Raw genomic sequence first — 26966 nt, 5'->3', positions numbered from 1 at the left:
AACGAAGTGTAAAATAAACATGAGGAGAGAGAACAATACATGATACCTATCAAAAATTTAGATGAGATGGAACATTTTGCTAAAATTTTAATGAAGCATGTTGGTTCAAAAGATGTCATTTTATTGAATGGAGATTTAGGTGCTGGTAAAACAACGTTGACTCAATTTATAGGTAAATATCTAGGAGTAAAGCGTAATATTAATTCTCCTACGTTTAATATCATAAAATCATACAAAGGTAAGGAGTTAAAACTTCATCATATGGATTGTTATCGCTTAGAAGATTCAGATGAAGATTTAGGATTTAATGAATACTTTGAAGATGACGCTGTTACAATAATTGAATGGAGTCAATTTATACAGGAGTTCCTTCCAGAAGAGTATTTAGTGATTAATATTACGACTATAAATGAAAGTCAACGACAAATTAATATAGCAGCAAAAGGCTATCATTATACTAAAATAAAGGAAGAGATAGACAATGAACTTACTGTTAATTGATACTTCAAATCAACCCATGTCAATTGCTTTGATGAACGATGATGAGGTTTTAGCAATAAAAACAACAAATAGTAAAAAAGATCATTCGAGCCAACTTATGCCTGGTATTCAATCCTTATTTAATGAATCGAATTTAAAAAAACAAGAATTAGATGGGATTGTTGTTGCAAAAGGACCTGGCTCTTATACAGGAGTGAGAATAGGCGTTACTGTAGCGAAAACATTAGCCTATGCTTTGAATACTAAATTATATGGTGTCTCATCGTTAAAAGCATTAGCGGCTACTATAGATACGAATGATAAAAGAATTATCGTACCAATATTTGATGCTCGTCGCCAAGCGGTATATACAGGATTATATCAATATGAAAATAATCAATTAAATACAATTGAAAAAGACCAATATATTTCTTTAGAAGCGTTGCATAAAAAACTCAATGCTTTAAATCAACCTTATGTGTTTGTAGGAGAGGACACGGAAAAATTATCTGAATTACTACATGGAGATATTGAGACTAAACTGCCTAATGCAACTGTCATGAAACACTTGATTCATCAACCTGAGAACATTCATACGTTTGTACCAAATTATATAAAATTGTCAGAGGCGGAACGTAATTGGTTAAACCAACAGAAGAACAGTTAACTATTAGAGCGATGCAAGTCGATGATGTACCAAGTGTTTTCGATATTGAGAGAGAAAGCTTCAACGATAGTTCATGGACCATTGATGCATTTTACCATGAATTAAATGAAAATAACTTCGCAAAGTACTTTGTTGTTATTTTTCAAGAAGAAATTATTGGATATTTAGGATTATGGATAGTAATTGATCAAGCTCAAATTACAACCATAGCAATCAAAGAATCATTCAGAGACTATGGATTAGGTCAGCTATTACTTAATTATGTGATGGACTATGCTAGGCATACTTGTGATGTGATGAGTTTAGAAGTGAGAATTACGAATGTGATAGCTCAACATGTATATAAAAAATTAGGGTTTCAATATGGCGGTAAAAGAAAAAATTACTATGGAGAAGGCGAGGATGCATTAGTGATGTGGGTGAATTTAAATGAATAGAGACATATTAATATTAGCGGTTGAAACAAGTTGTGACGAAACAAGTGTAAGTGTTATAAAAAATGGAAATACGATTTTATCTAATATTGTACTTAGTCAAATAGAAAGTCATAAACGTTTTGGGGGAGTAGTCCCTGAAGTTGCAAGTAGACATCATGTAGAGGGAATTACGACTACAATTGATGAAGCGTTATCTTCAGCTAATGCTACTATGGAAGATATCGATGCCGTAGCTGTTACACAAGGGCCTGGATTAATAGGGGCACTTCTAATAGGAATTAATGCAGCAAAAGCTTTAGCATTTGCCTATAATAAGCCAATCATTCCTGTTCATCATATTGCTGGACATATTTATGCTAATCATCTTGAAGAACCGTTAACCTTTCCTTTAATAGCATTAATCGTTTCGGGTGGACATACAGAACTCGTTTATATGAAATCACATTTAAATTTTGAAGTCATTGGTGAAACACGAGATGATGCTGTAGGAGAGGCTTATGATAAGGTAGCAAGAACAATTGATTTACCATATCCAGGAGGCCCAGCTATAGATGCACTTGCTTTGGAAGGAAAGGACACATACCATTTTCCTAGAGTATGGCTTGAAAAAGATAGTTATGATTTTAGCTTTAGTGGATTAAAAAGTGCAGTGATTAATAAGTTACACAATCAGCGACAAAAAAATGAAGACATAAATAAAGAAGATGTTGCTACCAGTTTCCAAGATAGTGTTGTCGATGTATTAAGTACAAAGGCTATTAATGCTTGTAAATCTTATCATGTTGAACACCTTATTGTAGCTGGCGGAGTAGCTAGTAACAAAGGATTAAGAGAACGATTAAATCATTTGTGTAAAGAAAATAACATTAAACTTTCAATACCTAATTCAAAGTTATGTACAGATAATGCTGCTATGATTGGGGCTGCTGGATATTATTACTATAAAGCTGGAGTAACTTCATCTCTAGATTTAAATGGAAAAAATAATATTGATATTGAAGATGTAACAGTTGAATAATAAAGTAAAAAGTAATTGAACTTAAAATCAAATAAGTTTCAATTACTTTTTTATTTAATTAGGTTAATGTATTGATATATGATATATGTCAATAGAGAACGTGTGTACTTATCAACAAATAGTTAATATCTTGTGGATAAAAAGGGGGTAAAGGTGTGAATATAGTTTGAATGTTGTGTAAAAGTTATGTAAATTATTATCATTCACGTTGTGGATAACTAGGATAAGTTCGTGGATAACTGATATATCAGTATTTTAGTTGTTTATAAATTTGTGAATGAAATAAATAAAAAAACTAGTAAAAATTTGATACTTTTACTAGTTTTTCTTAGATATATTAAATTTTTTCTTGCAATTCTTCCCATTCAGCCATAACATTCTCTAATTGTCGTTCGGTACTTAATTTCTGCTCAGCAAGTTCATTTGCCTTAATAGGATCATTAAAAATATCAGGCTGAGTCAATTGTTGATCAATTTGAGTAATTTGTTCTTCATATTTTTCGATTTGTTCTTCACATTGCTCAATTTGACGCTCAATTTTTCGTAATTCTCTCTTATATTGTTTTTGAGAAGCATACGTATTAGTTGTTGACGAATCAGTGTCTTCTAAATCAAGCGTTTCATCTTTATTGTGTTCCGCTTCAAATTCCTTTAACGCAGAAGCTTCTTCTGTTTTCTCAATAAAATATTGATAGTCACCTAAATATAGTTGACCACCATCTTTATTTAAATCAAATACTTTATTTGCTAGTTGATTAATAAAATATCGATCATGGGAAACAAATAAAATTGTACCTTCAAAATCTTTTAACGCTTGTTCTAACATTTCTTTAGAATCTATATCAAGATGGTTAGTAGGTTCATCGAGTATCAAAACGTTATCACGTTGTAACATAAGTAAAGCTAATTGCAAACGTGCTTTTTCGCCCCCTGATAAATCATTAATAACTTTTTTGACGTCATCTTGAACGAATAAAAATCGTCCTAAAATAGCGCGGACATCTTTTTCATTCATCATAGGATATTGATCCCAAACATAATCTAATATTGTTTTATTAGATTTGAATTCTGCTTGTTTTTGATCGTAATATCCTATGTTTAAATTAGCACCATAAGTAATTTCTCCACCTAATGCTTTTTGACGATTTGCAATTGTTTTGATAAGTGTAGTCTTTCCAACTCCATTAGGTCCAATAATAGCAATATGGTCTCCTTTTGTAACTTCAATATTAATAGGAGCAGTGATAGGGGATTGATAACCTACTTCTAGATTACGGATATGCATCACATCATTGCCAGTATTTCTATCAAATCCAAACTGGATATTAGCACTTTTAGCATCCATCATTGGCTTATCGATACGTTCCATTTTTTCTAATGTTTTTCGACGACTTTTAGCCATACCGCTTGTTGAAGCTCGAGTAATATTTTTTTCCACGAAAGTTTCAAGGCGTTTAATTTCTTCTTGTTGTTTTTCATATTCTTGCATTCTTAATTCATAGTATTTATCACGTTGAGTAATAAATTGCTCATAATTACCTACATAACGCTTCACATCTCCTAAAGCAACGTCATATATTTGAGTTACAATTTTATCTAAGAAGTATCTGTCATGACTAATAATAATGATGGCACCTTTAAAATATTTTAAATAATCTTCTAACCACTTAGTTGTTTCCAAGTCAAGATGGTTTGTAGGTTCATCTAATAGTAATAAATCGGGTTCACTTAAAAGCATCTGTGCTAAAGATAAACGTGTTTTTTGTCCGCCACTAAAATCATTAATGGGTTTATCAAATTCTTCTTCAGTAAAGTTTAAACCATGCAATACTGTTTTAATTTTACTTTCATATTGATAACCTTCAAGTTGTTCAAATTGATTAGATAATGATTCATAACGCTCCATATGTTGTTTATAATCTTCTGAATCATAACTATCAACGTGAGCGGCTAACCAATCAGTTTCATCATTAATAAGCGTTTCCATATGCTTAATATGTTCAAATGGTTTTGACATTTCTTCAATTACAGTCAGAGAAGAATCAAGTGTCATTTGTTGAGTTAAATAACCAATGCGTAAATTCTTGATTTTTGAAATATGGCCACTATCATAATCTTCAACACCTGCAATAATCTTCATTAACGTTGATTTTCCAGCGCCATTTCTTCCTACTACGCCAATACGTTCTCCAGTTTTAACTTCAAAATTAACATGATTAAATATATCTTCACCATCAAACGATTTTGAAATATCATTTAATTGTAAAAGTATCATTCAAGTTTCACCTTTCTATCTATGTAACAATCACATTTATTTAACTTTAAATTTGACATTATTATATCATTTTACAATATAAGGTATGCTTAGGAAACTAAGATATTTATTTTTGAAATAGGTTACGGTATAATATTGCAGTATATCCATAATAGGCATTATATATATTTCACTAAAATAACTAATTGCACTCTAGTTAGTTTGAATATATAGATTAAAAAGTTCAAACAAAAGGGGGACATTGCATATGCCTCAAAATCAATCAAAAATACCTCGCGCTACATTAAAACGTTTACCTTTATATTATCGATTTGTTAATTCATTGAAAATCAAAGGTATTGATCGTGTGAGTTCTAAAACAATTAGTGAGGCTTTAGATATTGAATCAGCTACGATAAGAAGAGATTTTTCTTATTTTGGTGAGTTAGGTAAGAAAGGATATGGCTATAACGTTGAGAGTCTTTTAGAATTCTTTAAAACGGAGATTAGCGATAGTAATAATATTCATATTGCTATTGTTGGCGTAGGGAATTTAGGACGTGCATTACTTACTTACAATTTTTCAATACATGATGAAATGACAATTACAGCTGCATTTGATATTGATAAAGATATTGTTGGTACAAAAGTTGGAAAAGTGACAGTAAAGCATATTGATGATATTTCATCTGAACTTCAAAAACAAAATATTAATGTAGTGATTCTTACTACACCAGGAAGTGTGGCACAATCTGTTTCAGATCGACTTATTAAGGCTGACGTAAAAGGTATCTTAAACTTTACTCCTGCTAGAATTGATGTGCCAAATGATGTTCAAGTTCATCATATCGATTTAGGTATCGAATTACAATCACTATTATTCTTTATGAAAAACTCTTCAAATTAATATTAAATTATTTTTTAAAGCTAAAATGCATTTGCATTATAGCTTTTTTATAAATATATTAATTTAATGGAAACATTAAAAAATGGTGACGAATTAAAAATAGACTTTGATTGCACTCAAGCAACTGAAGCCATTCCAAACTGGGCAGCTGAACAAGGGTATCCTGTAACAAACTATGAACAACTTGATGATGCTTCATGGACAATCACAGTTCAAAAAGCTTAAGTTTTTCTTTATAAATGTAATGTAATATGACAAATTGTGTCATTTAATCTTACGTATTTTTGCTATTCTTAAAAACTATTAATATGATGTTTTTAAGGAAGTGGTAAAAATGAAGATGGATGACACAATTTTTTTATTTCTATGTATTTTATTAGTTTGGTTAATGACACCAGGATTGAGTTTATTTTATGGAGGCTTAGTTCAATCTAAAAATGTTTTAAATACTGTGATGCAAAGTATGGCTGCTATAATTATTGTTACGTTTACATGGGTGGTCATTGGATTTTCTTTGAGTTTTGGTCATGGAAATGATTGGATAGGTAATTTTGATTTTATTGGTTTGCAACATGTAGGATTTAATACGAATGTTCAATTTAGTCCACATATTCCGTTTGCCTTATTTATGTTATTTCAGATGATGTTTTGTACTATTGCGGTTTCCATTTTATCAGGTTCAATTGCTGAGCGAATGAGATTTATTCCTTTTACTATTTTTATATTTATATGGGTAATTATGATTTACAGTCCTGTAGCTCATTGGGTATGGGGCGGTGGTTGGATTCAACAACTTGATGCTTTAGATTATGCTGGAGGTACCGTAGTACATATTACATCGGGAGTATCAGGATTAGTATTAGCAATAATGATAGGTCACGGAAAAAAAGTAGAGAAACTACAGCCGAATAATTTACTTATTACACTTATAGGTGGTATTTTTGTTTGGATAGGATGGTACGGTTTTAATACAGGAAGTGCGTTTACTTTAAATGATATAGCAGTGATATCGTTTGTAAATACTATCATTGCTGCGAGTGGAGGAGCATTTAGTTGGTTGATTCTTGAATACTTTTCTAATAAAAAGTTAAGCTTACTTGGTTTATTATCAGGTGTACTGTCAGGACTCGTAACCATTACACCAGCAGCTGGATTTGTAAACTACTTAAGTGCATACATTATCTCTATGATTGGTGGTATAGCATGTTATTTTGTGGTCAATTCTATAAAAGAAAAATTAAGATATAATGATACACTTGATGCCTTTGGTATTCATGGTGTTGGAGGTGTGATTGGTGCAATATTGACTGGTGTATTTCAATCACATAAAGTTAATAAAGATATATTAGATGGATTAATCTATACTGGTCATTTACATACTATATGGATACAATGTATTGCAGTTATAGTAGTAGTACTTTACTCGATTATTATAACTTTTATTATTGGAAAGACATTATCAATTTTTATGTCCCTTGCTACGACTGTTGAAGAAGATAAGAAAGGTTTAGATCAACTTGTGCATGGTGAAAAGGCATATTTTTATGGAGAATTAAATAAATTACATAAAAGGTATTGATATATATTTAAAATGTTGAAGTTTCATTAGTAAAACAGTATTTGAAGATAATCACGATATGATAAAATTAATATTATGTTGATATTAATTTAGATGATTAGTCTATTAAAAAATATATCAGATATTGCAAAGTTTGCGGGAGTATTGTAAATACAATTTCCCGCTTTTTAAATCATGGATTGTAAAGTCTTAAGACTAATTACCGTTACGATATTAAATGATAAAATTAATACTAATGATTTAGGAGGCCTAATATGACTGAGTGGTCAAGAGAACAACGCTATCGTCGTATTGAAGATGTGAACAAAGATGAATTAGAAGCGTTAAAGCATCGAATAGAACAATCAAGCTATCGTCAACACTTTCATATTCAACCTGAAACAGGTTTATTAAACGATCCTAATGGATTAATGTTTTATAACGGAACATACTATGTATCTCACCAGTGGTTTCCATTGGGTGCCGTGCATGGACTGAAATATTGGTTTAATTATACTAGTAAAGATTTAGTGACATTTGAACCAAATGGTCCCATATTAAAACCTGATACGATTTATGATAGTCATGGGGTATACAGTGGAAGTGCTTTTGAATTTGAAGGAAACTTATATTATATGTATACAGGTAATCATCGAGATGAAGAATGGAAAAGATATGCGAGTCAAATGATTGCAAAAGTAAAACAAGATGGTTCAATCGAAAAATTAAATAAGCCTGTGATTGCTCATCAACCTGAAGGATATACAAGTCATTTTAGAGATCCAAAAGTATTTAAACATCATGAAGAATATTATGCAATATTAGGTGTCCAAACCCAACAAGAATTAGGACGTTTACTTTTGTACAAAATGATACATCGACAGATTGATCAATGGGAATATATTGGAGAAATTACAACCGAACTAGAAGATTTTGGCTATATGTGGGAATGTCCAGACTATTTTAGTTTAAATGGACAAGATGTAATTATTTTTAGTCCTCAAGGTATTGATGCAAAAGATGAAAAATATAGAAATATTTATCAATCTGGATATCTAATCGGTCATTTAAATTTCGATACATTAGAATTCAAACATGATACATTTATGGAACTTGATAATGGTTTTGATTTTTATGCGCCACAAACATTTATAGATGAATATGGTAAGCGTATTTTAATTGGGTGGATGGGATTACCAGATACTCAATATCCTACAGATGAAGAAGGTTGGGCACATTGTTTAACGATACCTAGAGAGTTAACAATCGAAGAAGGACGGTTACGCCAACGTCCTTTGAAAGCGTTAGAGACGTTACGTCAAAATAAAGAAACAGCATTAGGTTATGCTAACAAATATAATACAACACTTCATCCTTATGAAGGTACGCAATATGAGCTTATTATTGATATTTTAGAAAATGAAGCAACAGAAATATATTTTGAATTAAGAGCATCTAAGTTAAATTCAACATTAATTTCTTATAATACTAGGGAGCAAAAGATTACATTAGATCGATCAGAAAGTGGTGCATTACCTAGTAATGTTGAAGGTGTGACAAGATCTACATATTTAGATTCGCCATTAAAGCAATTACACATTTTTGTGGATACTTCAAGTATTGAAATTTTTTGTAATGATGGAGAGCGTGTCTTGACGTCAAGAATTTTTCCTGATGAAAATGCTACAGCAATTCGCACATCTACAGAAACAGGTCAAGTTTATTTGAAATTTACTAAATATGACTTAGGGAGAGATAAATAAATGAGAAAGTTATACGCTATTGGTGAAGCATTAATCGATTTTATTCCAAATAGAACAAATATTGAACTTAAAGATGTAACGCAATTTAGTCGACAAGTTGGCGGGGCACCTGCTAATGTGGCAAGTGTGGCTAAAAAATTAGGTAGTAGTACAGAAATGGTTACACAACTAGGTAATGACGCTTTTGGAGATATTATTGTAGAGACGTTAGAAAAAATAGGCGTTGGTACAACATATATTAAACGAACAAATACAGCTAATACTGCACTCGCTTTCGTTAGTTTAAAAGAAAATGGAGAACGAGATTTTTCTTTTTATCGTAAACCATCAGCTGACATGCTTTATCATGCTTCGAATTTAGATGAAATCAATGTTTCTAATCAAGATGTTCTACATTTTTGTTCTGTTGATTTAATTGAATGTGATATGAAAAATGCACATCTTGCTATGATTGAAAAATTTGAAGCGGCTCATGGGATGATAGTATTTGATCCAAATGTTAGATTACCACTATGGGATAGCGCAGAAGCGTGTAAAGTAACTATTCAATCATTTCTTCCCAAAGCAAATATCATTAAAATTTCAGATGAAGAAATTGAATTTGTTACTGGAATAAGTGATGAACATAAAGCGATTCAATCTTTATTTAAAGGAAATGTTGAAGTAGTTATCTATACACAAGGAGACAAAGGAGCAACAGCTTATTTAAAAGATGGGACAATTATTCATCATCAAGGGTATAAAGTTGAAGCTGTTGACACTACTGGTGCTGGAGACGCGTTTATTGGTGCAGTCATTAATAGAATTTTAAATACAGAATTAACAGACATTACTTCTCTATTTAAAGGAAAAGGGGAAGAAATTTTAAAATTTAGTAATTTAGTAGCTGCAAAAGTAACTACTAAGTATGGCGCTATCGAAAGTATTCCAAGTTTAGAAGAAATTATTGAAGAACTTTAAAAAAGAGATTAAGAAACCCCTTCAGATATTAAAATGAAGGGGTTTTAATATTATATCTTTTTAACATTACGTACAGAGGCATAGCAATGCTCACCATTTCTGAAAGTTACAATTCGTTCTTTAGAATCGACTGAATCGATATTATGGCGATTTACAACAAAACTATTGTGACATCTGAAAAAACGATCATCGAGTTGTGCTAATTCTTTAAGATTTCCGTAGAATTCAATCTGACGGTTATCAAGATGCGCAATTAAACGATGGGATTTTGTAGACGATTCAAAGAACATGACATCATCATATTGTACATATATTGAATTGCTACCACGCTTTAATTCAATTGTCTCAACATTACTTTCTTTTGAAAGTAATTTTAAACGTGTATGAGCAGTTTCAATACAATCTATTATTCGCGTTTTAAGTTGATTAGGATCATCTTTAAAAATAAAATCCATTGCAGATACCTTATAGACAAATGTTAGGTAAGTGAGTTCACTATGACTTGTAACAAAGATGATATTCCCAATAGGATCATACTTTCGAATTTCACTTCCAAGTTTAATACCGTTAATATCAGCTTCTAATTGTATATCTAAAAAATAACATCCAACATCATTCATTTCTTTTGACTGTTCAATAATTTCATAAGGATCATCTGTCGCTAACGCTATTTCCATCGGTTTTTCTTCAATCATTATATAGTTATTAATAATTGAAACCATATTTTCACGTTGTTTCACATCGTCTTCACAAATGAATATTTTCATTTTTTCACATCCTTATGGCATATTATTTATAATTTCTACTTTTTGAACGAAGTAGCCATTTTCTATAGTAGTATCAAGTAACACGTTTTCAGTAGTATCAGTAATGTCTTTTAAAGTCGTTAGACCAAGTCCTCTGTTATCTCCTTTAGTTGAAAAGGAATCTTGAAATAATTCATGGATTTTCGGCATATCTTCTTTACATTTATTCATAACAATAAACATGACTGACGTTTCGACATTGATGAATGCAATTCTAATTAAGGCATCTTCTAATTCTTCTGAAGCCTCAATAGCGTTATCAATGATAATCCCAATGATACGGCTTAAATCAACTGTATTCATCTCAATATGATCAATTAACTCTGGCACTTCAATACTAATAGGTATATTTTTTTCTTGAGCTTGTAAAATTTTAGTTGTTACTAATCCTTTAATAGCACGCACTTTTAAATTATCCGTACCATTAATTTTGATTGAGTTCATTTGAAGGTTATCTTTCATAGGAACAATATTGTCATTAAAATATGTCTTTAAACCATCCATATCATTTTCTCTTATGTATTCTGACATTGTAGTAAGAATATTGACGTAATCATGTCTAAACTTACGCATTTCATTATTAATCGATTCTATTTGTAGTGTGTATTCATAATACGTTTCAATTTCTTCCAAACTTTGCTTATAACGCATTTCTCTTAATGTGTTTATCGATATTAATATAATAACAATGGCGAAAAAGAGAAGTATACTAATAAAAATTAAAGCATAACCTTTTAAAGTTGTTTCACTACTCTTAGGTATTTGAGAATACGTAGAAAGTATCATAAATGATGAAACTAATACTATAGAAATAACAAGTAAATAAGTTTTGTTAATTGCTAAATAAGATTTTTTAAGTCTTTTAAACAGAAATTTAAAAGAATAACCTAGGATAATAGAAATAAATGAAAAAAATATAGTATAAGAAATAGCAACTAAAATAGTATTACTAATATAGAATCGCAAGAAAATTGATATAAAAAAACCTATAAAGTTACTTAAAAACATTAAGATTGCACTACTTAGGACAGCTAAAATAGAATATAACTTTACTTTTAAATATAAAAATATTACACAACTAATAAGTAAAAATAATAATAGAAAACTGCCAAAAAAGTAATACAAAAAAGCAGAAGGGATTATAATCGCAAAAATGATTAAATAATCCCTTAAATTATATTTAATATCTAAAATAATTTTTGCAATTAAAAATAAAAGAAAACTTTGAAAAAAAGGCAAAGCTAAGTTTTCAAACAAATTCATAAGTCACACACTTTCTGACAAATACTATCTTTCTAAATTTGTTAACTCTTCAGGAACTTCTGATTCATCGAAATATCCATAGCATGTTGAATAAGTGGCAAGTGTACCAACAGTTTCTAAGATTAATGAGAATAGTTTAATGAATAAATCTGTAATAAATGTCATAATTAATAATCCTCCCTAGGAAAAAAGAATGGTAATAGTGTTGTACTTTCAAGTATCATACCTAATAAAATTAATTGTTTATATGGCTCTGGTACTATAATAGAAATAATGATTAAAACCACTACTAAAATAATAGACTTTATTTTTTTGCGAGGTTTTAGTCGTTCGGGTATGGGTTGTTTCTTAGTGGCAGCTGGTGCATAAATAATAATCAGTAATAATGCAATACCACTAACACTATACATGATACCCGTATTAATATGATAGTAAGCAATGAGCCATGGTAAACCAACAAATAAAATTAAATTTTGAATATGGCATAGCAAAGTAGACTTTGCATGCGCTCCGTGTGCATTGTGTCGAATTAAAAAATAACTAATGTGTGTGATTAAAGTATACAAAAATGTATGGAATATGAGCGCAGCACCATATGTCACAATTGTTTTAGCAATATTACTAACAACCACTTGCATGCCTAATCGTACTTTTAAGAATTGGATATGATCAAGGTTGTTTTTCTCTTGTAAATAAGATGCAAAGTGCTCAATTTTATCATCAATTGCTTTCAATATTGTGCCACTCTCCTTGACTATATTATACAATTTTGTGCAATTAGTCTGTAAAATAATGCTTAACTGTTAAAATTTAATACTTAACTGTAAAAGTAATTCGATAACTCATATTTTACCATATAAAAATAAACAGTTTAGTAGAAAAAGATGCAAGTTAAGAAATTTTTAATAACTTAAATGAATGTTATGTTTTAATATACTCATATCACATTAAAGTGATATAAACTTAATAATCTTAGTCTTTAAATTGTTAGTCTTTGTTTTATTCGAATAAATCTTTTTTTGATTTTGTTAGTAGTTGCGAAATTAAAAGTTGATTTATCGATGAGTTGTAAGGAATGTTTGTGTAGTTTGACTATGTATTTGTGATGATCGAGACCAATGGGTTATTCGATAATAACGATTTTCATAGTGAAATATTTCATTTATTTATTTCTTCGTGTAGTTCTATTCATTAATAAGTTATCCCAACTTATTGATGAAAAATGCATAATACTCGCTGAAGTGTTAACTCAGTAGAAAATAATTAACTTAGCTATTCTGAATAGAAGGTAATTATTTTCAATATGCAAGCTATCAAAACATTGTTATGCAATGTAATTTTTCATAATTAATAACATCCCCAAAAAATTGAAAAATAACTGTAAAACATTCCCTTAATTAAAAGTCGTGAGTCTCTCCCAAGCTCACGACTTTTTTTATTTATATAAATGAGGTTTTAAATTTCTAAAGATTGGAATAGCATCTCTTTGACGTGATACTTCTTGAATGTTGATATCAACTGAAATAGTATCTTCTTCTCTGTTTAACTCATCAAGAATATCTCCATTAGGATTGATAACCATTGAATGTCCAGCGTATTCAGTATTTCCATCATGACCTGTGCCATTACATGCGACGATGAAAATATCATTTTCTATCGCTCTAGCTTGAAGTAAGCTTCTCCAATGATTAAGGCGAGATGTTGGCCATTCGGCGACATAAAATGCGATTTGAGCACCTTCTCTAGAGGGATATCTTAGTAATTCAGGAAATCTTAAGTCATAGCATATAATTTGAGTGGCGAGCGCACCTGATGATAAAGTAAATGGTTCTGGAACTGTTTTTCCATCTTCTAAAAATTCTGGTTCATTTAGCATTGGAACTAAATGAACTTTATCATATTTGTTAATACGACGGCCTTCTTTAGAAACAGTAAAAGCAGTATTATAAACTTTATTATTTCGTTTATTTGAAACAGATCCTGCGACGATATCAACTTGATATGTTTGAGCAAGATTCGAAATGAAAGGAAAACTACGTGATAATGCTTGATCTGCTTTTTCATTTAATTTTTCTAAAGCATAGCCATTGTTCCACATTTCTGGTAACACAACAACTTCAGTATCAGCATCTAATTGAGTATTAAACCATTCTGAAATTTTTTGTTCATTTTTCTCAACATTTCCATATTCGACATAAAATTGGAATATTTGTATTTTCACTTTAACCACTCCTCAACCTGCTTAATAATTTCAATTTACTAAATTTAGCTATGAAAAGCAAAATGAAGCACATTACAATTAAGGTAAAATGACTTAATTGAAATATACTTCATTGATAAGTTTAAATTTATTATTTTTTAATAATAAATCGTTGATCAGTAGGGTGAATTTCTTTTTCACCAGCTTGTTCTTCAATATCACCAAATGGCATTTGTGCTACAAGTTTCCATGATGCTGGAATATCAAATGTTTGTGCTGTAATTTGATCAACTAGTGGATTATAGTGTTGTAACGATGCACCGATACCTTTTGAACTTAGTGCAGTCCAAATGGCGTATTGATACATAGCATTTGTTTGAACAGCCCAATTAGCAAAATTATCAGCATATGATGGCATTTGTTCTTGTAATGATTTTATCACATCTTCATCTTCAAAATATAAAATAGTTCCGTAGGCATGCTCGAAACCATTAATTCTTTGATCTGTAGGTTCAAAGTCGCGATCTGGTCCTATTACATCTTTGAGTACAGTTTTAGCGTTTTCCCAGAATTTAATATGTTGATCGTTAAGTAATAAAACAATACGTGTTGATTGTGAATTAAAAGCTGAAGGCATATATTTTACAATATGTTCAATCAATTCCTCTAATTCTTCATCACTAATAGAAATAGATGTTTTAGTTTTATAAATTGTACGTCTGTTTTCAACTTCAGTTAAAAATGGTTTTGTGTTTTCTTTATCAAATAATCCCATCAGATAATATCCTTTTTTAATATATATCCAGTATAAAATTTATACTAGAATAAGTAAATTATTATATAACAAAAAATTTCATAAATATTAATATTCTTTATCAATTTGTTTATATACATGCATGATATTTTTTTATTCTTTATACTAAAACTGTTAAAAATAAGAGGAGGTCTCAGAATGATAAAACAAAACGTTATTCGAACAAGTCTTATTTTTGCTATAAGTGCAACTATATTCAGTCACTATAGTTATGCTGAAACCTCTTCTAATATAGAGAGTGAAGACGTAGATCAGAAAGTAAACCTACAAAAAACTTCTGACACTCAGCATTCTAAAATTAAACTCAGTAATGAAAATGAAAACATAAACGAATTTAATCATACTAGCGATGAAACTAGCAACACAGAAGAATCAAAAGCAGAAGAACCACAACAAGAAAGTAACGAAACTAACAGTAAGGAAGAATCAAAAACAGAAGAATCACAACAAGAAAGCAACGAAACTAACAGTAAGGAAGAATCAAAAGCAGAAGAATCACAACAAGAAAGTAACGAAACTAATAAACCTGAAGAACCAAAAACAGAGAAAGCACATGAAACGAACAAGGAAACTGATAGCATAGAAGAACCAAAAAAAGAAAAAGTTAATGATAAGAATCAACAAAAGAGTGGAATAGAACATATTCATAAAAATAACACGTCATCTTCTGAAGAAAAAAATCATAATAAATATAAAACAGCACAAAAAAGTAAAAATTATAAAAATGAGGATTCAACTATTTTTAAGCAAGAAGAACATCAAAATGTAATGTCTAAATCAATGAAGTCGAAACAAAATCAAATCATACAACCATATAACGATAATACTTCATCCAATGTTTACTCAAACACTAATTATCAAAAGGGTAAGTCTCAAAATAGTGTTTCAAAAACAATGTTTAACCAATTATTTTCACGACAACTAGTTGAAAACAATCATAATAACTTTGAACCAACACATTTAAAGCAAAATAATCTATATTTTCAAAGTGATAGAAGAAAAGAATCCACTTATCCAAATATATATCAAATAGAGTCAAGATTTTCAGAAAATATCTTAAATAGGTTTAATCAATATGCAAAAGGTGCTTATAAGTACAACCCTTATATTATTAATAAGGTTAATCATTTAGATGATAATGGTGAAAAAATAACAAATAAAGATTTTAATCATTTAATTAAGAAACAAAAATTTGATAATCAAAATCTAAATATATTACAAGAGGATTCTCAATACTTTAGATTTCAATATTTTAATCCACTTAATGCTAAAGAATATTATAAAAATTTAGATGAGCAAGTTTTATCATTAATTACAAATGACATTGGCTCTATGCCTGATTTAAAAAAGCCAAAAACAATTCATAAAGATGAAGTGGAAGAAGAACAACACAAAAAAGTCATTACTTCTTCTCATAAAAAAACAGAATCAAAATCATATATAAAAACTTTGAATATGATACTGATTCCTACTTTAATTTTAATATCTTCCACTGTAATGATAATTTATGTATATCAAAAGTTAAAAACGAAAAAAAAGTAAAAGCATCAAATGTCTAGAGCATTCGATGCTTTTATTTATTAAGATAAATTATGTGCTAGTTACACAAATGAATAATAAATTGAGTTTGTTGTTTTAAATGATTTAATGAATCGCCAAGGAAAATTTGCATTACTACAACGAAGCCATTTTGAAACATATGAATAAGTATCGGAACAGAAATTCGTTTTGTTAAAGTATAAGCTAATGAAAGTATCATCCCCATACCAAAATAAATAAGAATAAATTTAATATCATTATGCGCTAATGCAAAAAGTAAAGAACTTACGATAGAAGCAATTAAGAAGGCAATGATTCTATTTCCTTTAATTCGATCATATAGTTCACCAAAGAACACTTTTCTAAATACATATTCTTCTAAAATAGGGCCTACAACAGAAATTAATATAATAAAAATAGGGAGTTGTTTTGCTACAGCCATTATTCGTTGAGTATTTGGACTTTGTTGTGGTTGACCGAAAATCCATATGTTAATCACACCTACAATAACTTGATATAACATAACTATGAAAAAGCCAAGTACAGCCCATGGGATAATATAACGTTTTGATTCTTTATGTTCTTGCTCTAAGTTTGTAGGATTCTTAATTTTGAAATGAAGAAAGATGATTAAAATTGCTGCAAGTATAAATAAGATAACTTGAGTATACACTCCAGCCCTAGCTAAAGCCATACCTGATAAACGATTAAATATAGGCGTCTGTGCTAGAACTAAGGGTAAAAATTGTGCTAAAGCGTATATAAATAATGTTAGTATTGCCACCCAAATTCTTGCCATTTGAAACCTCCAGATTAAATATCAATAATTCTTATTTTATCGTAAAAAACTCAGATGTACAAAAGTAAGAGAATGTTTTTACTTGAAATATTGACCAAATTTGATTATTATAAAAATTAGGTTAGCACTCATTATATTAAAGTGCTAAATAGACCCTGCTAAGGAGGAACAATCATGCTTAAACCATTAGGAAACCGTGTGATTATCGAAAGAAAAGAACAAGAAGAAACAACTAAAAGTGGAATCGTTTTAACTGATAGCGCAAAAGAAAAATCTAACGAAGGTGTTGTAGTTGCGGTAGGCAGCGGACGTCTTCTTGATAATGGTGAGACAGTTGCTCCCGAAGTAAAAGAAGGTGATTCAGTAGTATTTCAAGAATATGCTGGATCAGAGATTAAACGTGGAGAAGAAACTTATTTAATTTTAAATGTAGAAGATATATTAGCAATTATAGAAAAGTAAAAATAACTATATAAAAATTGTCAAAAAAATGATTAATATTAATGGAGGTCGTATAGATGGCTAAAGATCTTAAATTTTCAGAAGATGCTCGACAAGCGATGTTACGTGGTGTGGATAAACTAGCAAACGCTGTTAAAGTAACAATTGGTCCTAAAGGTCGAAATGTTGTATTAGATAAAGAATATGTTGCACCTTTAATTACAAACGATGGTGTAACAATTGCCAAAGAAATTGAATTAGAAGATCCATATGAAAATATGGGTGCTAAATTAGTTCAAGAAGTAGCAAATAAAACAAATGAAATTGCTGGTGATGGTACTACAACTGCTACAGTATTAGCACAAGCAATGATTCAAGAAGGTTTGAAAAACGTAACAAGTGGTGCAAATCCAGTTGGTTTACGTGAAGGCATTGATAAAGCAGTCAGAGTAGCAGTTGAAGCATTACATGATATTTCTCAAAAAGTTGAAAATAAAAATGAAATCGCACAAGTAGGTGCAATTTCTGCTGCTGATGAAGAAATTGGTAAATATATTTCTGAAGCAATGGACAAAGTAGGTAATGACGGTGTTATTACAATTGAAGAATCTAATGGACTTGATACGGAACTAGAAGTTGTAGAAGGTATGCAATTTGATAGAGGTTATCAATCTCCATATATGGTAACAGATTCTGATAAAATGATTGCGGAATTAGAAAGACCATATATTTTAGTTACAGATAAGAAAATTTCATCATTCCAAGATATACTACCTTTATTAGAACAAGTTGTTCAATCAAGTCGACCAATCTTAATTGTGGCAGATGAAGTCGAAGGTGATGCATTAACAAATATTGTATTAAACCGCATGAGAGGAACATTCACTGCTGTAGCTGTTAAAGCACCTGGCTTTGGTGATCGTCGTAAAGCAATGTTAGAAGATTTAGCAATATTGACTGGCGCAACAGTGATTACAGATGATTTAGGATTAGAATTAAAAGATGCTTCTATTGATATGTTAGGTACTGCAAATAAAGTAGAAGTAACAAAAGATAATACAACTGTTGTTGATGGTGATGGAGACGATAACAGTATTGATGCACGTGTAAGTCAAATCAAAGCACAAATTGAAGAAACTGATTCAGACTTTGATAGAGAAAAATTACAAGAACGTCTTGCTAAATTAGCTGGTGGCGTAGCAGTGATAAAAGTAGGTGCTGCTTCTGAAACAGAATTAAAAGAACGTAAATTACGTATTGAAGATGCGTTAAATTCTACACGCGCTGCAGTTGAAGAAGGTATTGTTGCAGGTGGCGGTACAGCATTAGTTAATATCTATAATAAAGTTGAAAAAATAGAAGCGGAAGGCGATGTTGCGACAGGTGTTAATATTGTACTTAAAGCTTTATCAGCACCAGTACGTCAAATTGCTGAAAATGCTGGATTAGAAGGTTCAGTTATTGTTGAAAGACTTAAACATGCTGATGCAGGTGTCGGATTCAATGCTGCTACAAACGAGTGGGTGAATATGCTTGAAGAAGGTATTGTAGATCCTACTAAGGTAACACGTTCAGCTTTACAACACGCTGCAAGTGTTGCTGCAATGTTCTTAACTACTGAAGCGGTAGTTGCAAATATCCCAGAGCCTGAAAGTAATGATAATGCTGCAATGGGCGGTATGCCAGGTATGATGTAAAAACGCCTATAAATGTTGATATATCAATGTTTTGTGTTTTTACTGGTCATAATTTAGTTATAGAAATTTAGGAAATATAATAAAAAGACTGATAAGTTCATTTTGAAGTGTGCTTTGTCAAATAGACAAGTAAATAATTAAAAGATATGGTTGGTTTTGTTTTATGCAAAATCAGCCATTTTTAATGTTAGTTTTTTATATTAAAAAAATGGACATATTCTTTAATTATTTGTTTAGCTTTACTGATATCTTTAAATATAATTTAAATATTTTTTACATAAAACTTGTCGAAATTTTACATCTTTTGATTTTCAACAATTTTATTTAATATACAAATTGAAAAAAAGAAAAAGATAATAAATAAAAATGCTAAATTTAATAATCAAAATAATAATATAGATTAATATAGTGATAAAAGAATTCTTGCTTTTTATATTTATGTTGTTATTTAATTTTCTGACGGTTTTGATTATAGAGTGAATCTGTACTGAAATATTGATTAGTTAATTCAAAATGATCCAGTTAAAGGTGATGTGTGGGCTAAATAGTATGCAAATTTATTAAATGTTAATCCTAATATGAATATTGAACTAGCGTCTTCATTTGAACGTGGTGCTAGTAATGAAAAATTCAAAAAACAAGGTGGAACACTGATTTATACTACATGGAAAGATGGAATGAACCCTATTAAATACTATAGTGACTTAATAGGAAATAGAAAAGTATGAGTTTTATATTGGAGTCTATGGCAAAAAATGATTGTCTTAGATTCTTTATATATATTGGATTTATTATAAAAGTTTTTAAATATAAAAATTATATAATTTTTATGATATTTATTTTAAGTGTTTCGAAGTATAATGATATCAAAGATATAAATAAACATTGACTTTTAAAGGAGAATCAGCAATGAGGATTAATATTTTACAACATACCCCTAATGAAGGTCCTGGAGTTATCAGAGATTGGGCTACCGAGCATCACCATGAATTATATATTTATCATCCTTATTTTAATGGCGGTATCATTCCCAATGTTAAAGAAACAGATTTACTTATTATTTTAGGAGGACCCATGAGTCCTAATAATGAGGATAAATGGATTTTTGAAGAAAGAGAATTAATTCGCAATTTAATACAGCAAAATAAGCCAATATTTGGTATATGTTTTGGCGCTCAACAAATTACTAAAGCACTAGGATATACTGTAGGAAAATCTCCAGTAAAAGAAGTCGGTTGGAATAAAGTTTATCTTGAGTCATCCATCATTCCTAATATTCCAAAAGAATTGATGGCATTACATTGGCATGAAGAAACATTTTATATACCTAAAAATGCACAATTATTATTTTCAAGTCAATATTTAAAAAATCAAGGATTTATTTTGAATAATAATATTATCGGACTACAATTTCATTTTGAATCAAGTGCTCATGATATAAAAGAGATTGTCATGAATGATGCTTCATACGCGGTTGATTCCGTATTAAATCAAACGTCAGAACAGATTCTTAACCAAGAAGTACCAAAAGAGAATAAAGAAGTAATGTTTAAATTATTAGATTTTATTACAAGTCATTAAAAAATAGCGAGAGCCTTCCTAGTTAGGTCTCTCGCTATTATACTTTTATGTTATTTTAAGTCATCAATTGCTTTAGCAATAGAATCAAAAACATGTGGAATATCGTTTTTTTCAACACAACTAAAAGCAATACGAATATCTGTATCATTAAGTGCAATAATACCAATTGAGTATTTATCGATTAAATGAACACGAAGTTCTTCAGGGTTAACACCGATTACTTTAAGTGCCATAAAGTATCCAGAGTTAAAATCATATGCTTGCCAATGTTGTTTATATTTTTCATCATAAACTACTTCTTTTGTTACTTCATAACGCTCTTGTAGTGTTTTTACATTAGCTTGTATTTCTTTATCAAATTGTTCATGGTTCTCTAGTATATATTTAATTGCACTTTGAGAAGGCATTGCTCCACTTGAAATATTACTTCTAATTAATCCTTTAACTTTAGCCTCTAATACGTCTTTAGCTTTTTGATTATTTAATCCAAATGTAAGGAAGCCAACACGTAAACCCCAAGCAAAAAATTCTTTAGTTGCACCGTCAAGGCGTATCGGTAGAATGTTTTTTGAATCTAATTGAGTAATTGCAGTAAAAATAGATTGTGTATAGACATCTTCATAAAATAAACCATAGTATGCATCATCTACGACTGTAATCACCTTAGTTCCTTTTTCTGCTAAGCGTTCAATTGCTGAGACAATTGTATGAACTTCTTCTTGAGTAGGTGTATAGCCTGTTGGATTATTAGGATAATTTAAGATAATAATTGCTTTATCTTGTTTAAAATTATCTAAAGTAGATACAAGTGAATTTGTTGTATAATGTCCATCTTGATCGAAAATAGCATAAGTTTCAATATTTGCATTATGTCTTGTATTAAAAATAAGTTTATAGTTTCCCCAGTTATGTGTTGGTAATAAAATTGTATCTTCATCATTTACAAATAAGTCAGCAACTAAAGATAAACCATGTGTTAATGCATTCGTCACGATTGGACGGCTTATAGATGAAGCTTTTAAACTAGGATTTTCTTTTAACATTTTTTGTTGCCATAAATCTCTTAAAGTTTCAATTCCTTGTGGCGGAGCATATGGGAAAATCTCATCCGGAGAAAGATGATTGTAGACATCAAATAATGTGTCTGCATACATTTTTCCTTTATCATTAGTTGCCATACCAATTGTTGCATTGTATTTTGTTGATTTGGCTTCTGCAGACTGAGACAGAATACCTTTGGGATAAAACATAGATTGACCTAATCTCGATAACATGCTTAATATTTCAGGACTGTCATCGACTAGTTGATCGTTTAAATGTTGTGCTAAAGGATTCATTTTCATAACCTCGCTTTAAATTGTTATTCACATTATATATTATCTTGAATTAAACAAAATATAAAGTTTTCTAATAAAAAATAAATCAGAGAAGTGTTTTATTCACAAACGGAACATATGTTCTGTTTGTGTGTTAAAATATATATAGGTCATCATGAGATATGACACTTTACTTTGTGGAGGTGTAGTGTAATGTCGTGGTTATTAGAAGGTTTAGTCACACTTATAACAGGGAGTATGCTTATTATATTTCGAGTTTGGTTAGAAACTAAGTGGAAAAATAAATAAGATGGCCTTACACAAAAACCCCTTAACTTGATGTGGCAAGTTAAGGGGTGTGTAATGTAATTTGTGGATATAACACTATCTTAACATAGAGCATATACAATTCAATTTTAATTAAATAAATGATTAATGCATATAAAATAAAAAATTTGATATAATTATCATAATGAGGTGACTAAAAATGATGAAACACCTAACAAAAATTTTTGTAGGTTTAGCTATTGTTTTGTTTGTCATTGGATATTATCTACAAGCCACTGGACATGAAAGTCAAGGTATAAAGTTATTATTGGCTGCCATTATGTTTATGATATGTGCATTTATTAATCGTAGCAATGACAGACGTAAAAATAAAAAGTAACATATGAAAACTATGATGCAATTACCACTGTAATACTGTATCATAGTTTTTTTGTTTAACTATGTTTATAGTGTATATACAACTTATGTCTTAAGAATACTGATTTTATCTTATTTTTATTATTTCACTTTACAAATCTGTATATACTGTATATATTATTTATATACAGTTGTAAAGGGGGACATAAATGAAAGTTATTCTAAAAAACACCAGTGAACAGCCCATTTATGAACAAATTAAACAACAAATTAAAGAAAATATATTAAAAGGTTACGTTGAAGCTGGAAGTCACTTACCATCTATGAGGGAACTGGCGAAAGATTTGCAAGTCAGTTTAATTACAACAAAGCGTGCCTATGAAGATTTGGAAAAAGAAGGGTTTGTCACAACAATAAGAGGTAAAGGAACATTCGTAAAAGAACAAGACAGTTCAATTTTAAAAGAAAAACAATTTTTTGTAATTGAACATCTTGCACGTTCCATGGTAAAAGAAGCAAAAACAATTGGTATGCCTCTAAAAGAATTAAATGAAGTTTTAGCTTTAATTTACGAGGAGGAAGATGAATGAAAGCGATTGAAGTTAAACACGTAAGTTATAACACTAAAACTTTCCAAATCAAAGATCTTTCATTCAGTATTCCTCAAGGGTTTGTTACGGGCTTTATTGGGAGTAATGGTGCTGGCAAGACAACAATGATTCGATTAATGATGGATTTGCTTGAACCTAATACTGGAGAAATTAAAATCTTAGGACGACAAATGAAAGAGTCGGCAAAATGGATCAAAAATAAAATTGGTTTTGTTTACTCAGAAATGTATTTCAACCAACAATGGAATATAAAAAAACTAGAAAATATGATTTCTCCTTTCTATTCTAAGTGGGATAGTCATATATTCCATCAGTATTTAGAGCGATTCAATATACCAAGTCATCTTAAAATTAAGCATTTCTCTAGTGGAATGAAAATGAAGTTATCTTTAGCCATTGCTTTAAGTCACCACGCTGAGTTATTTATATTGGATGAACCAACAGCAGGTTTAGATCCAATTGTAAGAAATGAAGTTCTAGAAATATTGCAGCAAGAATTAATAGATGAAAATAAAACGGTTTTTATTTCGACTCATATTATTTCAGACTTAGAAAAAATAGCAGACTATCTTGTATATATAAAAACAGGCAATCTTGTACTTGAAGGCTATTGTGATGATATAAAAGAGAAATATTTTATCGTAAAAGGTGATAACAAAGATTTAGATGATGAATTAAATCAACTCCTTTTATATAAAGAAGAAAAGCATACAGGTTATGTTGGTTTTACAAAACATGGTCAAACATTTAAGGAACTATTTGGAAAACAAGTTGAAATAAAACATCCAACGATTGAAGAATTAATGATTTACCTTGAGAAAATGAAAGAAACTAATGATGTTGAAACTCAAAATAGAAACGGGTTGATGACATGAAGCAACTAATAATAAGAAATTTTAAGTTAAGACGTTGGACGCTTATCATTTATTTAGTGCTTATTGTTATTAATCCTATTTATACACTATTTTTTTCAAAAACAAGCTATGGTTTCGTTGTATATATTCCACTTGCCATTACATTAATGATTATAAGCATTTTAGATTCAGGACAATTATTTAGAGTACATAGACGGTTAGGTGGAAAAGAGGCGTATCTTTTTTATGAAAGTTTACCAATAACTAAGAAAGAATTGCTTAATGCAAATTATCTGACATGTATTATATTAACGATTTTAGGAACATTGATTATTGGATTATATAATTTTCAATCAACAAATATTCAGGTAAATGAGTTGCGTTATTCAACAGCACTTTCATTTTTAAGTGTAAATTTATTTAGCATTCCTATTGCCTTTAGTAAAAGTACAGAAAGAAAAAGAGAATATATTTCTTACACTGTTTATATTATTTTAATGGTACTTGCTATACCGATGGCAATTGCATTTATCTTTTTGACTATTAATTTATTTATCTTTCATAATGCACTTGATCCAAATGTATTTAATAAATATTTAAGTATTGGATTAGTTATTATAAGTGTGATTTGGCTAGTTATAAATTATTTTATTCAAATAGCACGTATTAATCGTCGCTAGAAAAAAGGAGGACTTTTATGAAATTAGAAAATATTACTAAAACATACGGTAATCATAATGTTTTAGACAATATAGATTTTGATTTTGGAGATAGCAAAATTGTAGGACTCATTGGTAAAAACGGTGTAGGTAAAACTACACTGATGAAAGTGATGAATGGAAATATTATTAATTACAAAGGTAAAGTTAATTTAAAAGATGATGAAAATATTGGCTATCTCATTGAACATCCAAAACTTTATGATAATAAAACGGGGCTTTATAATTTAAGACTCTTTGCTCAGGTGCTTGGTCAAGGATTTGATAAAGCCTATTCAGATAAAATTATAGATGCTTTTGGTATGCGTCCTTATATTAAGAAAAAAGTTAAAAAATATTCAATGGGTATGAAACAAAAATTAGCGATTGCCGTATCATTAATGAACAAACCAAAATATCTTATTTTGGATGAACCTACGAATGGTATGGATCCAGATGGCTCAATCGATGTTCTAGAAACGATACAATCTTTAGTAAATGAATTAAATATGAAAATTCTTATTTCAAGTCATAAATTAGAAGACATCGAATTGATTTGTGATAGAGCTGTCTTTTTAAGAGATGGACATTTCGTTCAAGATGTCAATATGAAAGATGGTAGTGCAGAAGAAAGTACCTCTATTACGTTGGACAATGATGATTTTGATCAAGCGCTAAATTATTTACAAGAACATTTTAATGTTATTCATTCTTATAAACAAAATGGAGAAATTCTTATTAAAGCAGAACGAGATTATCGAACATTGCTTAAAGCGCTCGCACATATTAATGTGTATCCTAAATATATTGAAACACGTAAAAATTCGCTTCGAGATACGTACTTTAATATTAATCAAAGAGGTGACCATTAGATGAAGAGTTTACAATTAGTTAAATATGATATATTAAGTTTTTTTAAAAGTTATTTAACATATATCGCGCTTATATGTATCTGGGGTATCATCACAGCAATGACTGTACTATTAGCAAAAAATAATGATAAAGTCGATTATTCAATGATATTACCAATGGCAAATTGGATGTTTCTATTCTTTGGTTTACTCGTTGTTATTAAAACAATTACACGTGACTACTCTCAAGGAACGATTCAACTTTATATGAATAAAGTGAAAAATAGAGTAGGTTATGTGATAGCGAAAACGATTTCGATTATTATTTTTTCGTTCATATTTACACTTATCACGTATGTTACACTTTTAGTTATTCAGACTTTTACAGATGGTAAAAATTTAAATGGAGATAAATTCCTAACGAATATTTGGTTCTATCTTATCTTCTTACTATTTTTTGGACTATTATTATTCTTAATTACTTTAATTGTCCAAAAACCAGCAGTCATTTTTACATTAGGTATCTTTTTAGTGTTTATCGTACCATTTTTACAACCATTTTTAGGCTTAATCCCTGAATGGGGCGATAATATTCAAAAATCACTCAAATATATACCTTTTAGTTACTTAACAGAAAAATCATCATCAGGTAGTATTAAATTTACGAATTGGCAATGGTTCATTTCTATTGCATCTATTGTTATTTTATTTATCGCTGATGTACTTTATGCTGCTAAACGAGACATTTAAATTAATAACTTTTTAATAAAACTGGCGACGATACGTTCAATTTTTGTCGCCAGTTTT

General features: G+C 29.7%; 27 protein-coding genes and 2 pseudogenes. 20 read left to right on the top strand and 9 right to left on the bottom strand.

Annotated features, from left to right (window positions below):
• Positions 1–39 precede the first annotated feature (39 nt).
• From tsaE to tsaD, 4 genes are read left to right on the top strand one after another with little or no spacing between them, the layout of a single operon-like run.
• Positions 40–501 carry a tRNA (adenosine(37)-N6)-threonylcarbamoyltransferase complex ATPase subunit type 1 TsaE gene (gene tsaE, locus HMPREF2578_RS01745; protein WP_017175288.1) on the top strand — a complete coding sequence of 154 codons (462 nt, stop codon included), beginning with the start codon at positions 40–42 and terminating at the stop codon, positions 499–501.
• Positions 482–1147 carry a tRNA (adenosine(37)-N6)-threonylcarbamoyltransferase complex dimerization subunit type 1 TsaB gene (tsaB, locus tag HMPREF2578_RS01740; RefSeq protein ID WP_017175287.1) on the top strand — a complete coding sequence of 222 codons (666 nt, stop codon included), beginning with the start codon at positions 482–484 and terminating at the stop codon, positions 1145–1147. Before tsaE ends, tsaB begins: the two co-directional genes overlap by 20 nt.
• Before the next feature lie 11 nt (positions 1148–1158).
• Positions 1159–1584 carry a ribosomal protein S18-alanine N-acetyltransferase gene (rimI, locus tag HMPREF2578_RS01735; protein WP_369963310.1) on the top strand — a complete coding sequence of 142 codons (426 nt, stop codon included), beginning with the start codon at positions 1159–1161 and terminating at the stop codon, positions 1582–1584.
• Entirely contained in the window at positions 1577–2602 is a 1026-nt protein-coding gene (gene tsaD, locus HMPREF2578_RS01730; RefSeq protein ID WP_017175286.1) for a tRNA (adenosine(37)-N6)-threonylcarbamoyltransferase complex transferase subunit TsaD, read from the top strand. Before rimI ends, tsaD begins: the two co-directional genes overlap by 8 nt.
• A gap of 337 nt (positions 2603–2939) precedes the next feature.
• Here tsaD and HMPREF2578_RS01725 read toward each other — a convergent pair whose 3' ends face one another.
• Entirely contained in the window at positions 2940–4877 is a 1938-nt protein-coding gene (locus tag HMPREF2578_RS01725) for an ABC-F family ATP-binding cassette domain-containing protein (protein WP_017175285.1), read from the bottom strand.
• Between the two features lie 247 nt (positions 4878–5124).
• On the opposite strand from HMPREF2578_RS01725, the gene HMPREF2578_RS01720 reads away from it, so the two are divergent.
• The 5 genes and pseudogenes from HMPREF2578_RS01720 to HMPREF2578_RS01700 all read left to right on the top strand — a co-directional run bounded on the left by HMPREF2578_RS01720 (position 5125) and on the right by HMPREF2578_RS01700 (position 10044).
• Positions 5125–5763 carry a redox-sensing transcriptional repressor Rex gene (locus HMPREF2578_RS01720; protein WP_017175284.1) on the top strand — a complete coding sequence of 213 codons (639 nt, stop codon included), beginning with the start codon at positions 5125–5127 and terminating at the stop codon, positions 5761–5763.
• 66 nt (positions 5764–5829) lie between these two features.
• Positions 5830–5988: pseudogene (locus HMPREF2578_RS01715) on the top strand (sulfurtransferase TusA family protein); the annotation flags it as partial.
• A gap of 109 nt (positions 5989–6097) precedes the next feature.
• Complete coding sequence (locus HMPREF2578_RS01710; RefSeq protein WP_017175282.1) at positions 6098–7342, top strand: ammonium transporter; 1245 nt, start codon at positions 6098–6100, stop codon at positions 7340–7342.
• Positions 7343–7596: 254 nt separating this feature from the next.
• Positions 7597–9084 (top strand): sucrose-6-phosphate hydrolase, encoded by a 1488-nt coding sequence (locus HMPREF2578_RS01705; protein ID WP_017175281.1) that lies wholly within the window; start codon positions 7597–7599, stop codon positions 9082–9084.
• The gene (locus HMPREF2578_RS01700; protein WP_017175280.1) at positions 9085–10044 is read left to right on the top strand and encodes a carbohydrate kinase family protein; all 960 of its coding nucleotides are present in this window, start codon (positions 9085–9087) and stop codon (positions 10042–10044) included.
• A 50-nt stretch (positions 10045–10094) separates the two neighbouring features.
• On the opposite strand, the gene agrA is transcribed toward HMPREF2578_RS01700, so the two are convergent.
• The 6 genes from agrA to HMPREF2578_RS01670 all read right to left on the bottom strand — a co-directional run bounded on the left by agrA (position 10095) and on the right by HMPREF2578_RS01670 (position 15088).
• Entirely contained in the window at positions 10095–10811 is a 717-nt protein-coding gene (gene agrA, locus HMPREF2578_RS01695) for a quorum-sensing response regulator AgrA (protein ID WP_002455088.1), read from the bottom strand.
• A 12-nt stretch (positions 10812–10823) separates the two neighbouring features.
• Positions 10824–12113: a quorum-sensing sensor histidine kinase AgrC gene (agrC, locus tag HMPREF2578_RS01690; RefSeq protein ID WP_017175279.1), complete on the bottom strand. Its 1290-nt coding sequence runs from the start codon at positions 12111–12113 to the stop codon at positions 10824–10826.
• A gap of 24 nt (positions 12114–12137) precedes the next feature.
• Complete coding sequence (gene agrD, locus HMPREF2578_RS01685) at positions 12138–12278, bottom strand: cyclic lactone autoinducer peptide AgrD (protein WP_017175278.1); 141 nt, start codon at positions 12276–12278, stop codon at positions 12138–12140.
• A 2-nt stretch (positions 12279–12280) separates the two neighbouring features.
• On the bottom strand, positions 12281–12847 hold the full coding sequence (locus tag HMPREF2578_RS01680) for an accessory gene regulator AgrB (RefSeq protein ID WP_017175277.1): 567 nt from the start codon (positions 12845–12847) through the stop codon (positions 12281–12283).
• Positions 12848–13548: 701 nt separating this feature from the next.
• The gene (locus HMPREF2578_RS01675) at positions 13549–14334 is read right to left on the bottom strand and encodes a carbon-nitrogen family hydrolase (protein WP_017175276.1); all 786 of its coding nucleotides are present in this window, start codon (positions 14332–14334) and stop codon (positions 13549–13551) included.
• Positions 14335–14464: 130 nt separating this feature from the next.
• Positions 14465–15088: a nitroreductase family protein gene (locus tag HMPREF2578_RS01670; RefSeq protein ID WP_017175275.1), complete on the bottom strand. Its 624-nt coding sequence runs from the start codon at positions 15086–15088 to the stop codon at positions 14465–14467.
• Between the two features lie 177 nt (positions 15089–15265).
• On the opposite strand from HMPREF2578_RS01670, the gene HMPREF2578_RS01665 reads away from it, so the two are divergent.
• Positions 15266–16669, top strand: coding sequence for an SdrH family protein (locus tag HMPREF2578_RS01665; protein ID WP_070508221.1), 1404 nt, complete (start codon positions 15266–15268; stop codon positions 16667–16669).
• 55 nt (positions 16670–16724) lie between these two features.
• Here HMPREF2578_RS01665 and mroQ read toward each other — a convergent pair whose 3' ends face one another.
• On the bottom strand, positions 16725–17465 hold the full coding sequence (gene mroQ / locus HMPREF2578_RS01660; RefSeq protein WP_037541691.1) for an intramembrane glutamic endopeptidase MroQ: 741 nt from the start codon (positions 17463–17465) through the stop codon (positions 16725–16727).
• Positions 17466–17639: 174 nt separating this feature from the next.
• On the opposite strand from mroQ, the gene groES reads away from it, so the two are divergent.
• The 4 genes and pseudogenes from groES (at position 17640) to HMPREF2578_RS01640 (ending at position 21184) form a co-directional block, all read left to right on the top strand.
• Positions 17640–17927, top strand: a complete 288-nt coding sequence (groES, locus tag HMPREF2578_RS01655; protein WP_017175272.1) for a co-chaperone GroES — start codon at positions 17640–17642, stop codon at positions 17925–17927.
• 56 nt (positions 17928–17983) lie between these two features.
• On the top strand, positions 17984–19603 hold the full coding sequence (groL, locus tag HMPREF2578_RS01650) for a chaperonin GroEL (RefSeq protein WP_017175271.1): 1620 nt from the start codon (positions 17984–17986) through the stop codon (positions 19601–19603).
• Between the two features lie 518 nt (positions 19604–20121).
• Positions 20122–20331: pseudogene (locus HMPREF2578_RS01645) on the top strand (hypothetical protein); the annotation flags it as partial.
• Positions 20332–20512: 181 nt separating this feature from the next.
• Positions 20513–21184, top strand: coding sequence for a type 1 glutamine amidotransferase (locus HMPREF2578_RS01640; protein WP_017175268.1), 672 nt, complete (start codon positions 20513–20515; stop codon positions 21182–21184).
• A 50-nt stretch (positions 21185–21234) separates the two neighbouring features.
• Here the strand turns inward: HMPREF2578_RS01640 and HMPREF2578_RS01635 are convergent, their stop codons facing one another.
• Complete coding sequence (locus HMPREF2578_RS01635) at positions 21235–22521, bottom strand: aminotransferase class I/II-fold pyridoxal phosphate-dependent enzyme (protein WP_017175267.1); 1287 nt, start codon at positions 22519–22521, stop codon at positions 21235–21237.
• 469 nt (positions 22522–22990) lie between these two features.
• Between HMPREF2578_RS01635 and HMPREF2578_RS01630 the strand changes: the two genes are divergently transcribed.
• The 6 genes from HMPREF2578_RS01630 to HMPREF2578_RS01605 all read left to right on the top strand — a co-directional run bounded on the left by HMPREF2578_RS01630 (position 22991) and on the right by HMPREF2578_RS01605 (position 26909).
• Positions 22991–23167 (top strand): SE1626 family protein, encoded by a 177-nt coding sequence (locus tag HMPREF2578_RS01630; RefSeq protein ID WP_002455099.1) that lies wholly within the window; start codon positions 22991–22993, stop codon positions 23165–23167.
• A gap of 187 nt (positions 23168–23354) precedes the next feature.
• A complete protein-coding gene (locus HMPREF2578_RS01625; RefSeq protein ID WP_002450053.1) occupies positions 23355–23735 on the top strand; it encodes a PSM export ABC transporter transcriptional regulator PmtR in 381 nt (126 codons plus the stop codon).
• On the top strand, positions 23732–24631 hold the full coding sequence (locus HMPREF2578_RS01620; protein WP_017175265.1) for a phenol-soluble modulin export ABC transporter ATP-binding protein PmtA: 900 nt from the start codon (positions 23732–23734) through the stop codon (positions 24629–24631). The genes HMPREF2578_RS01625 and HMPREF2578_RS01620 overlap by 4 nt, the downstream gene beginning before the upstream one ends.
• Entirely contained in the window at positions 24628–25290 is a 663-nt protein-coding gene (locus tag HMPREF2578_RS01615) for a phenol-soluble modulin export ABC transporter permease subunit PmtB (RefSeq protein WP_017175264.1), read from the top strand. Before HMPREF2578_RS01620 ends, HMPREF2578_RS01615 begins: the two co-directional genes overlap by 4 nt.
• Before the next feature lie 17 nt (positions 25291–25307).
• Positions 25308–26180 (top strand): phenol-soluble modulin export ABC transporter ATP-binding protein PmtC, encoded by an 873-nt coding sequence (locus tag HMPREF2578_RS01610; RefSeq protein WP_017175263.1) that lies wholly within the window; start codon positions 25308–25310, stop codon positions 26178–26180.
• Complete coding sequence (locus HMPREF2578_RS01605) at positions 26181–26909, top strand: phenol-soluble modulin export ABC transporter permease subunit PmtD (RefSeq protein WP_017175262.1); 729 nt, start codon at positions 26181–26183, stop codon at positions 26907–26909. It begins immediately after the preceding gene.
• The last annotated feature ends 57 nt before the right edge of the window (positions 26910–26966 follow it).

Origin of the sequence: Staphylococcus sp. HMSC072H03 (genome assembly GCF_001809305.1) — a bacterium.
Taxonomy (GTDB): Bacteria; Bacillota; Bacilli; order Staphylococcales; family Staphylococcaceae; genus Staphylococcus; species Staphylococcus hominis.
The sequence above is the reverse complement of the archived record's forward strand: the minus strand, read 5'-3'. Positions and strand labels throughout refer to the sequence as shown.

What these genes read in the sequence shown, in the direction of transcription:
- tsaE (WP_017175288.1), top strand. Translation starts at nt 40, where the DNA reads ATGATACCTATCAAAAATTTAGATGAGATGGAACATTTTGCTAAAATT.
- tsaB (WP_017175287.1), top strand. Translation starts at nt 482, where the DNA reads ATGAACTTACTGTTAATTGATACTTCAAATCAACCCATGTCAATTGCT.
- rimI (WP_369963310.1), top strand. Translation starts at nt 1,159, where the DNA reads ATGCAAGTCGATGATGTACCAAGTGTTTTCGATATTGAGAGAGAAAGC.
- tsaD (WP_017175286.1), top strand. Translation starts at nt 1,577, where the DNA reads ATGAATAGAGACATATTAATATTAGCGGTTGAAACAAGTTGTGACGAA.
- HMPREF2578_RS01725 (WP_017175285.1), bottom strand. Translation starts at nt 4,877, where the DNA reads ATGATACTTTTACAATTAAATGATATTTCAAAATCGTTTGATGGTGAA.
- HMPREF2578_RS01720 (WP_017175284.1), top strand. Translation starts at nt 5,125, where the DNA reads ATGCCTCAAAATCAATCAAAAATACCTCGCGCTACATTAAAACGTTTA.
- HMPREF2578_RS01710 (WP_017175282.1), top strand. Translation starts at nt 6,098, where the DNA reads ATGAAGATGGATGACACAATTTTTTTATTTCTATGTATTTTATTAGTT.
- HMPREF2578_RS01705 (WP_017175281.1), top strand. Translation starts at nt 7,597, where the DNA reads ATGACTGAGTGGTCAAGAGAACAACGCTATCGTCGTATTGAAGATGTG.
- HMPREF2578_RS01700 (WP_017175280.1), top strand. Translation starts at nt 9,085, where the DNA reads ATGAGAAAGTTATACGCTATTGGTGAAGCATTAATCGATTTTATTCCA.
- agrA (WP_002455088.1), bottom strand. Translation starts at nt 10,811, where the DNA reads ATGAAAATATTCATTTGTGAAGACGATGTGAAACAACGTGAAAATATG.
- agrC (WP_017175279.1), bottom strand. Translation starts at nt 12,113, where the DNA reads ATGAATTTGTTTGAAAACTTAGCTTTGCCTTTTTTTCAAAGTTTTCTT.
- agrD (WP_017175278.1), bottom strand. Translation starts at nt 12,278, where the DNA reads ATGACATTTATTACAGATTTATTCATTAAACTATTCTCATTAATCTTA.
- HMPREF2578_RS01670 (WP_017175275.1), bottom strand. Translation starts at nt 15,088, where the DNA reads ATGGGATTATTTGATAAAGAAAACACAAAACCATTTTTAACTGAAGTT.
- HMPREF2578_RS01665 (WP_070508221.1), top strand. Translation starts at nt 15,266, where the DNA reads ATGATAAAACAAAACGTTATTCGAACAAGTCTTATTTTTGCTATAAGT.
- mroQ (WP_037541691.1), bottom strand. Translation starts at nt 17,465, where the DNA reads ATGGCAAGAATTTGGGTGGCAATACTAACATTATTTATATACGCTTTA.
- groES (WP_017175272.1), top strand. Translation starts at nt 17,640, where the DNA reads ATGCTTAAACCATTAGGAAACCGTGTGATTATCGAAAGAAAAGAACAA.
- groL (WP_017175271.1), top strand. Translation starts at nt 17,984, where the DNA reads ATGGCTAAAGATCTTAAATTTTCAGAAGATGCTCGACAAGCGATGTTA.
- HMPREF2578_RS01640 (WP_017175268.1), top strand. Translation starts at nt 20,513, where the DNA reads ATGAGGATTAATATTTTACAACATACCCCTAATGAAGGTCCTGGAGTT.
- HMPREF2578_RS01635 (WP_017175267.1), bottom strand. Translation starts at nt 22,521, where the DNA reads ATGAATCCTTTAGCACAACATTTAAACGATCAACTAGTCGATGACAGT.
- HMPREF2578_RS01630 (WP_002455099.1), top strand. Translation starts at nt 22,991, where the DNA reads ATGAAACACCTAACAAAAATTTTTGTAGGTTTAGCTATTGTTTTGTTT.
- HMPREF2578_RS01625 (WP_002450053.1), top strand. Translation starts at nt 23,355, where the DNA reads ATGAAAGTTATTCTAAAAAACACCAGTGAACAGCCCATTTATGAACAA.
- HMPREF2578_RS01620 (WP_017175265.1), top strand. Translation starts at nt 23,732, where the DNA reads ATGAAAGCGATTGAAGTTAAACACGTAAGTTATAACACTAAAACTTTC.
- HMPREF2578_RS01615 (WP_017175264.1), top strand. Translation starts at nt 24,628, where the DNA reads ATGAAGCAACTAATAATAAGAAATTTTAAGTTAAGACGTTGGACGCTT.
- HMPREF2578_RS01610 (WP_017175263.1), top strand. Translation starts at nt 25,308, where the DNA reads ATGAAATTAGAAAATATTACTAAAACATACGGTAATCATAATGTTTTA.
- HMPREF2578_RS01605 (WP_017175262.1), top strand. Translation starts at nt 26,181, where the DNA reads ATGAAGAGTTTACAATTAGTTAAATATGATATATTAAGTTTTTTTAAA.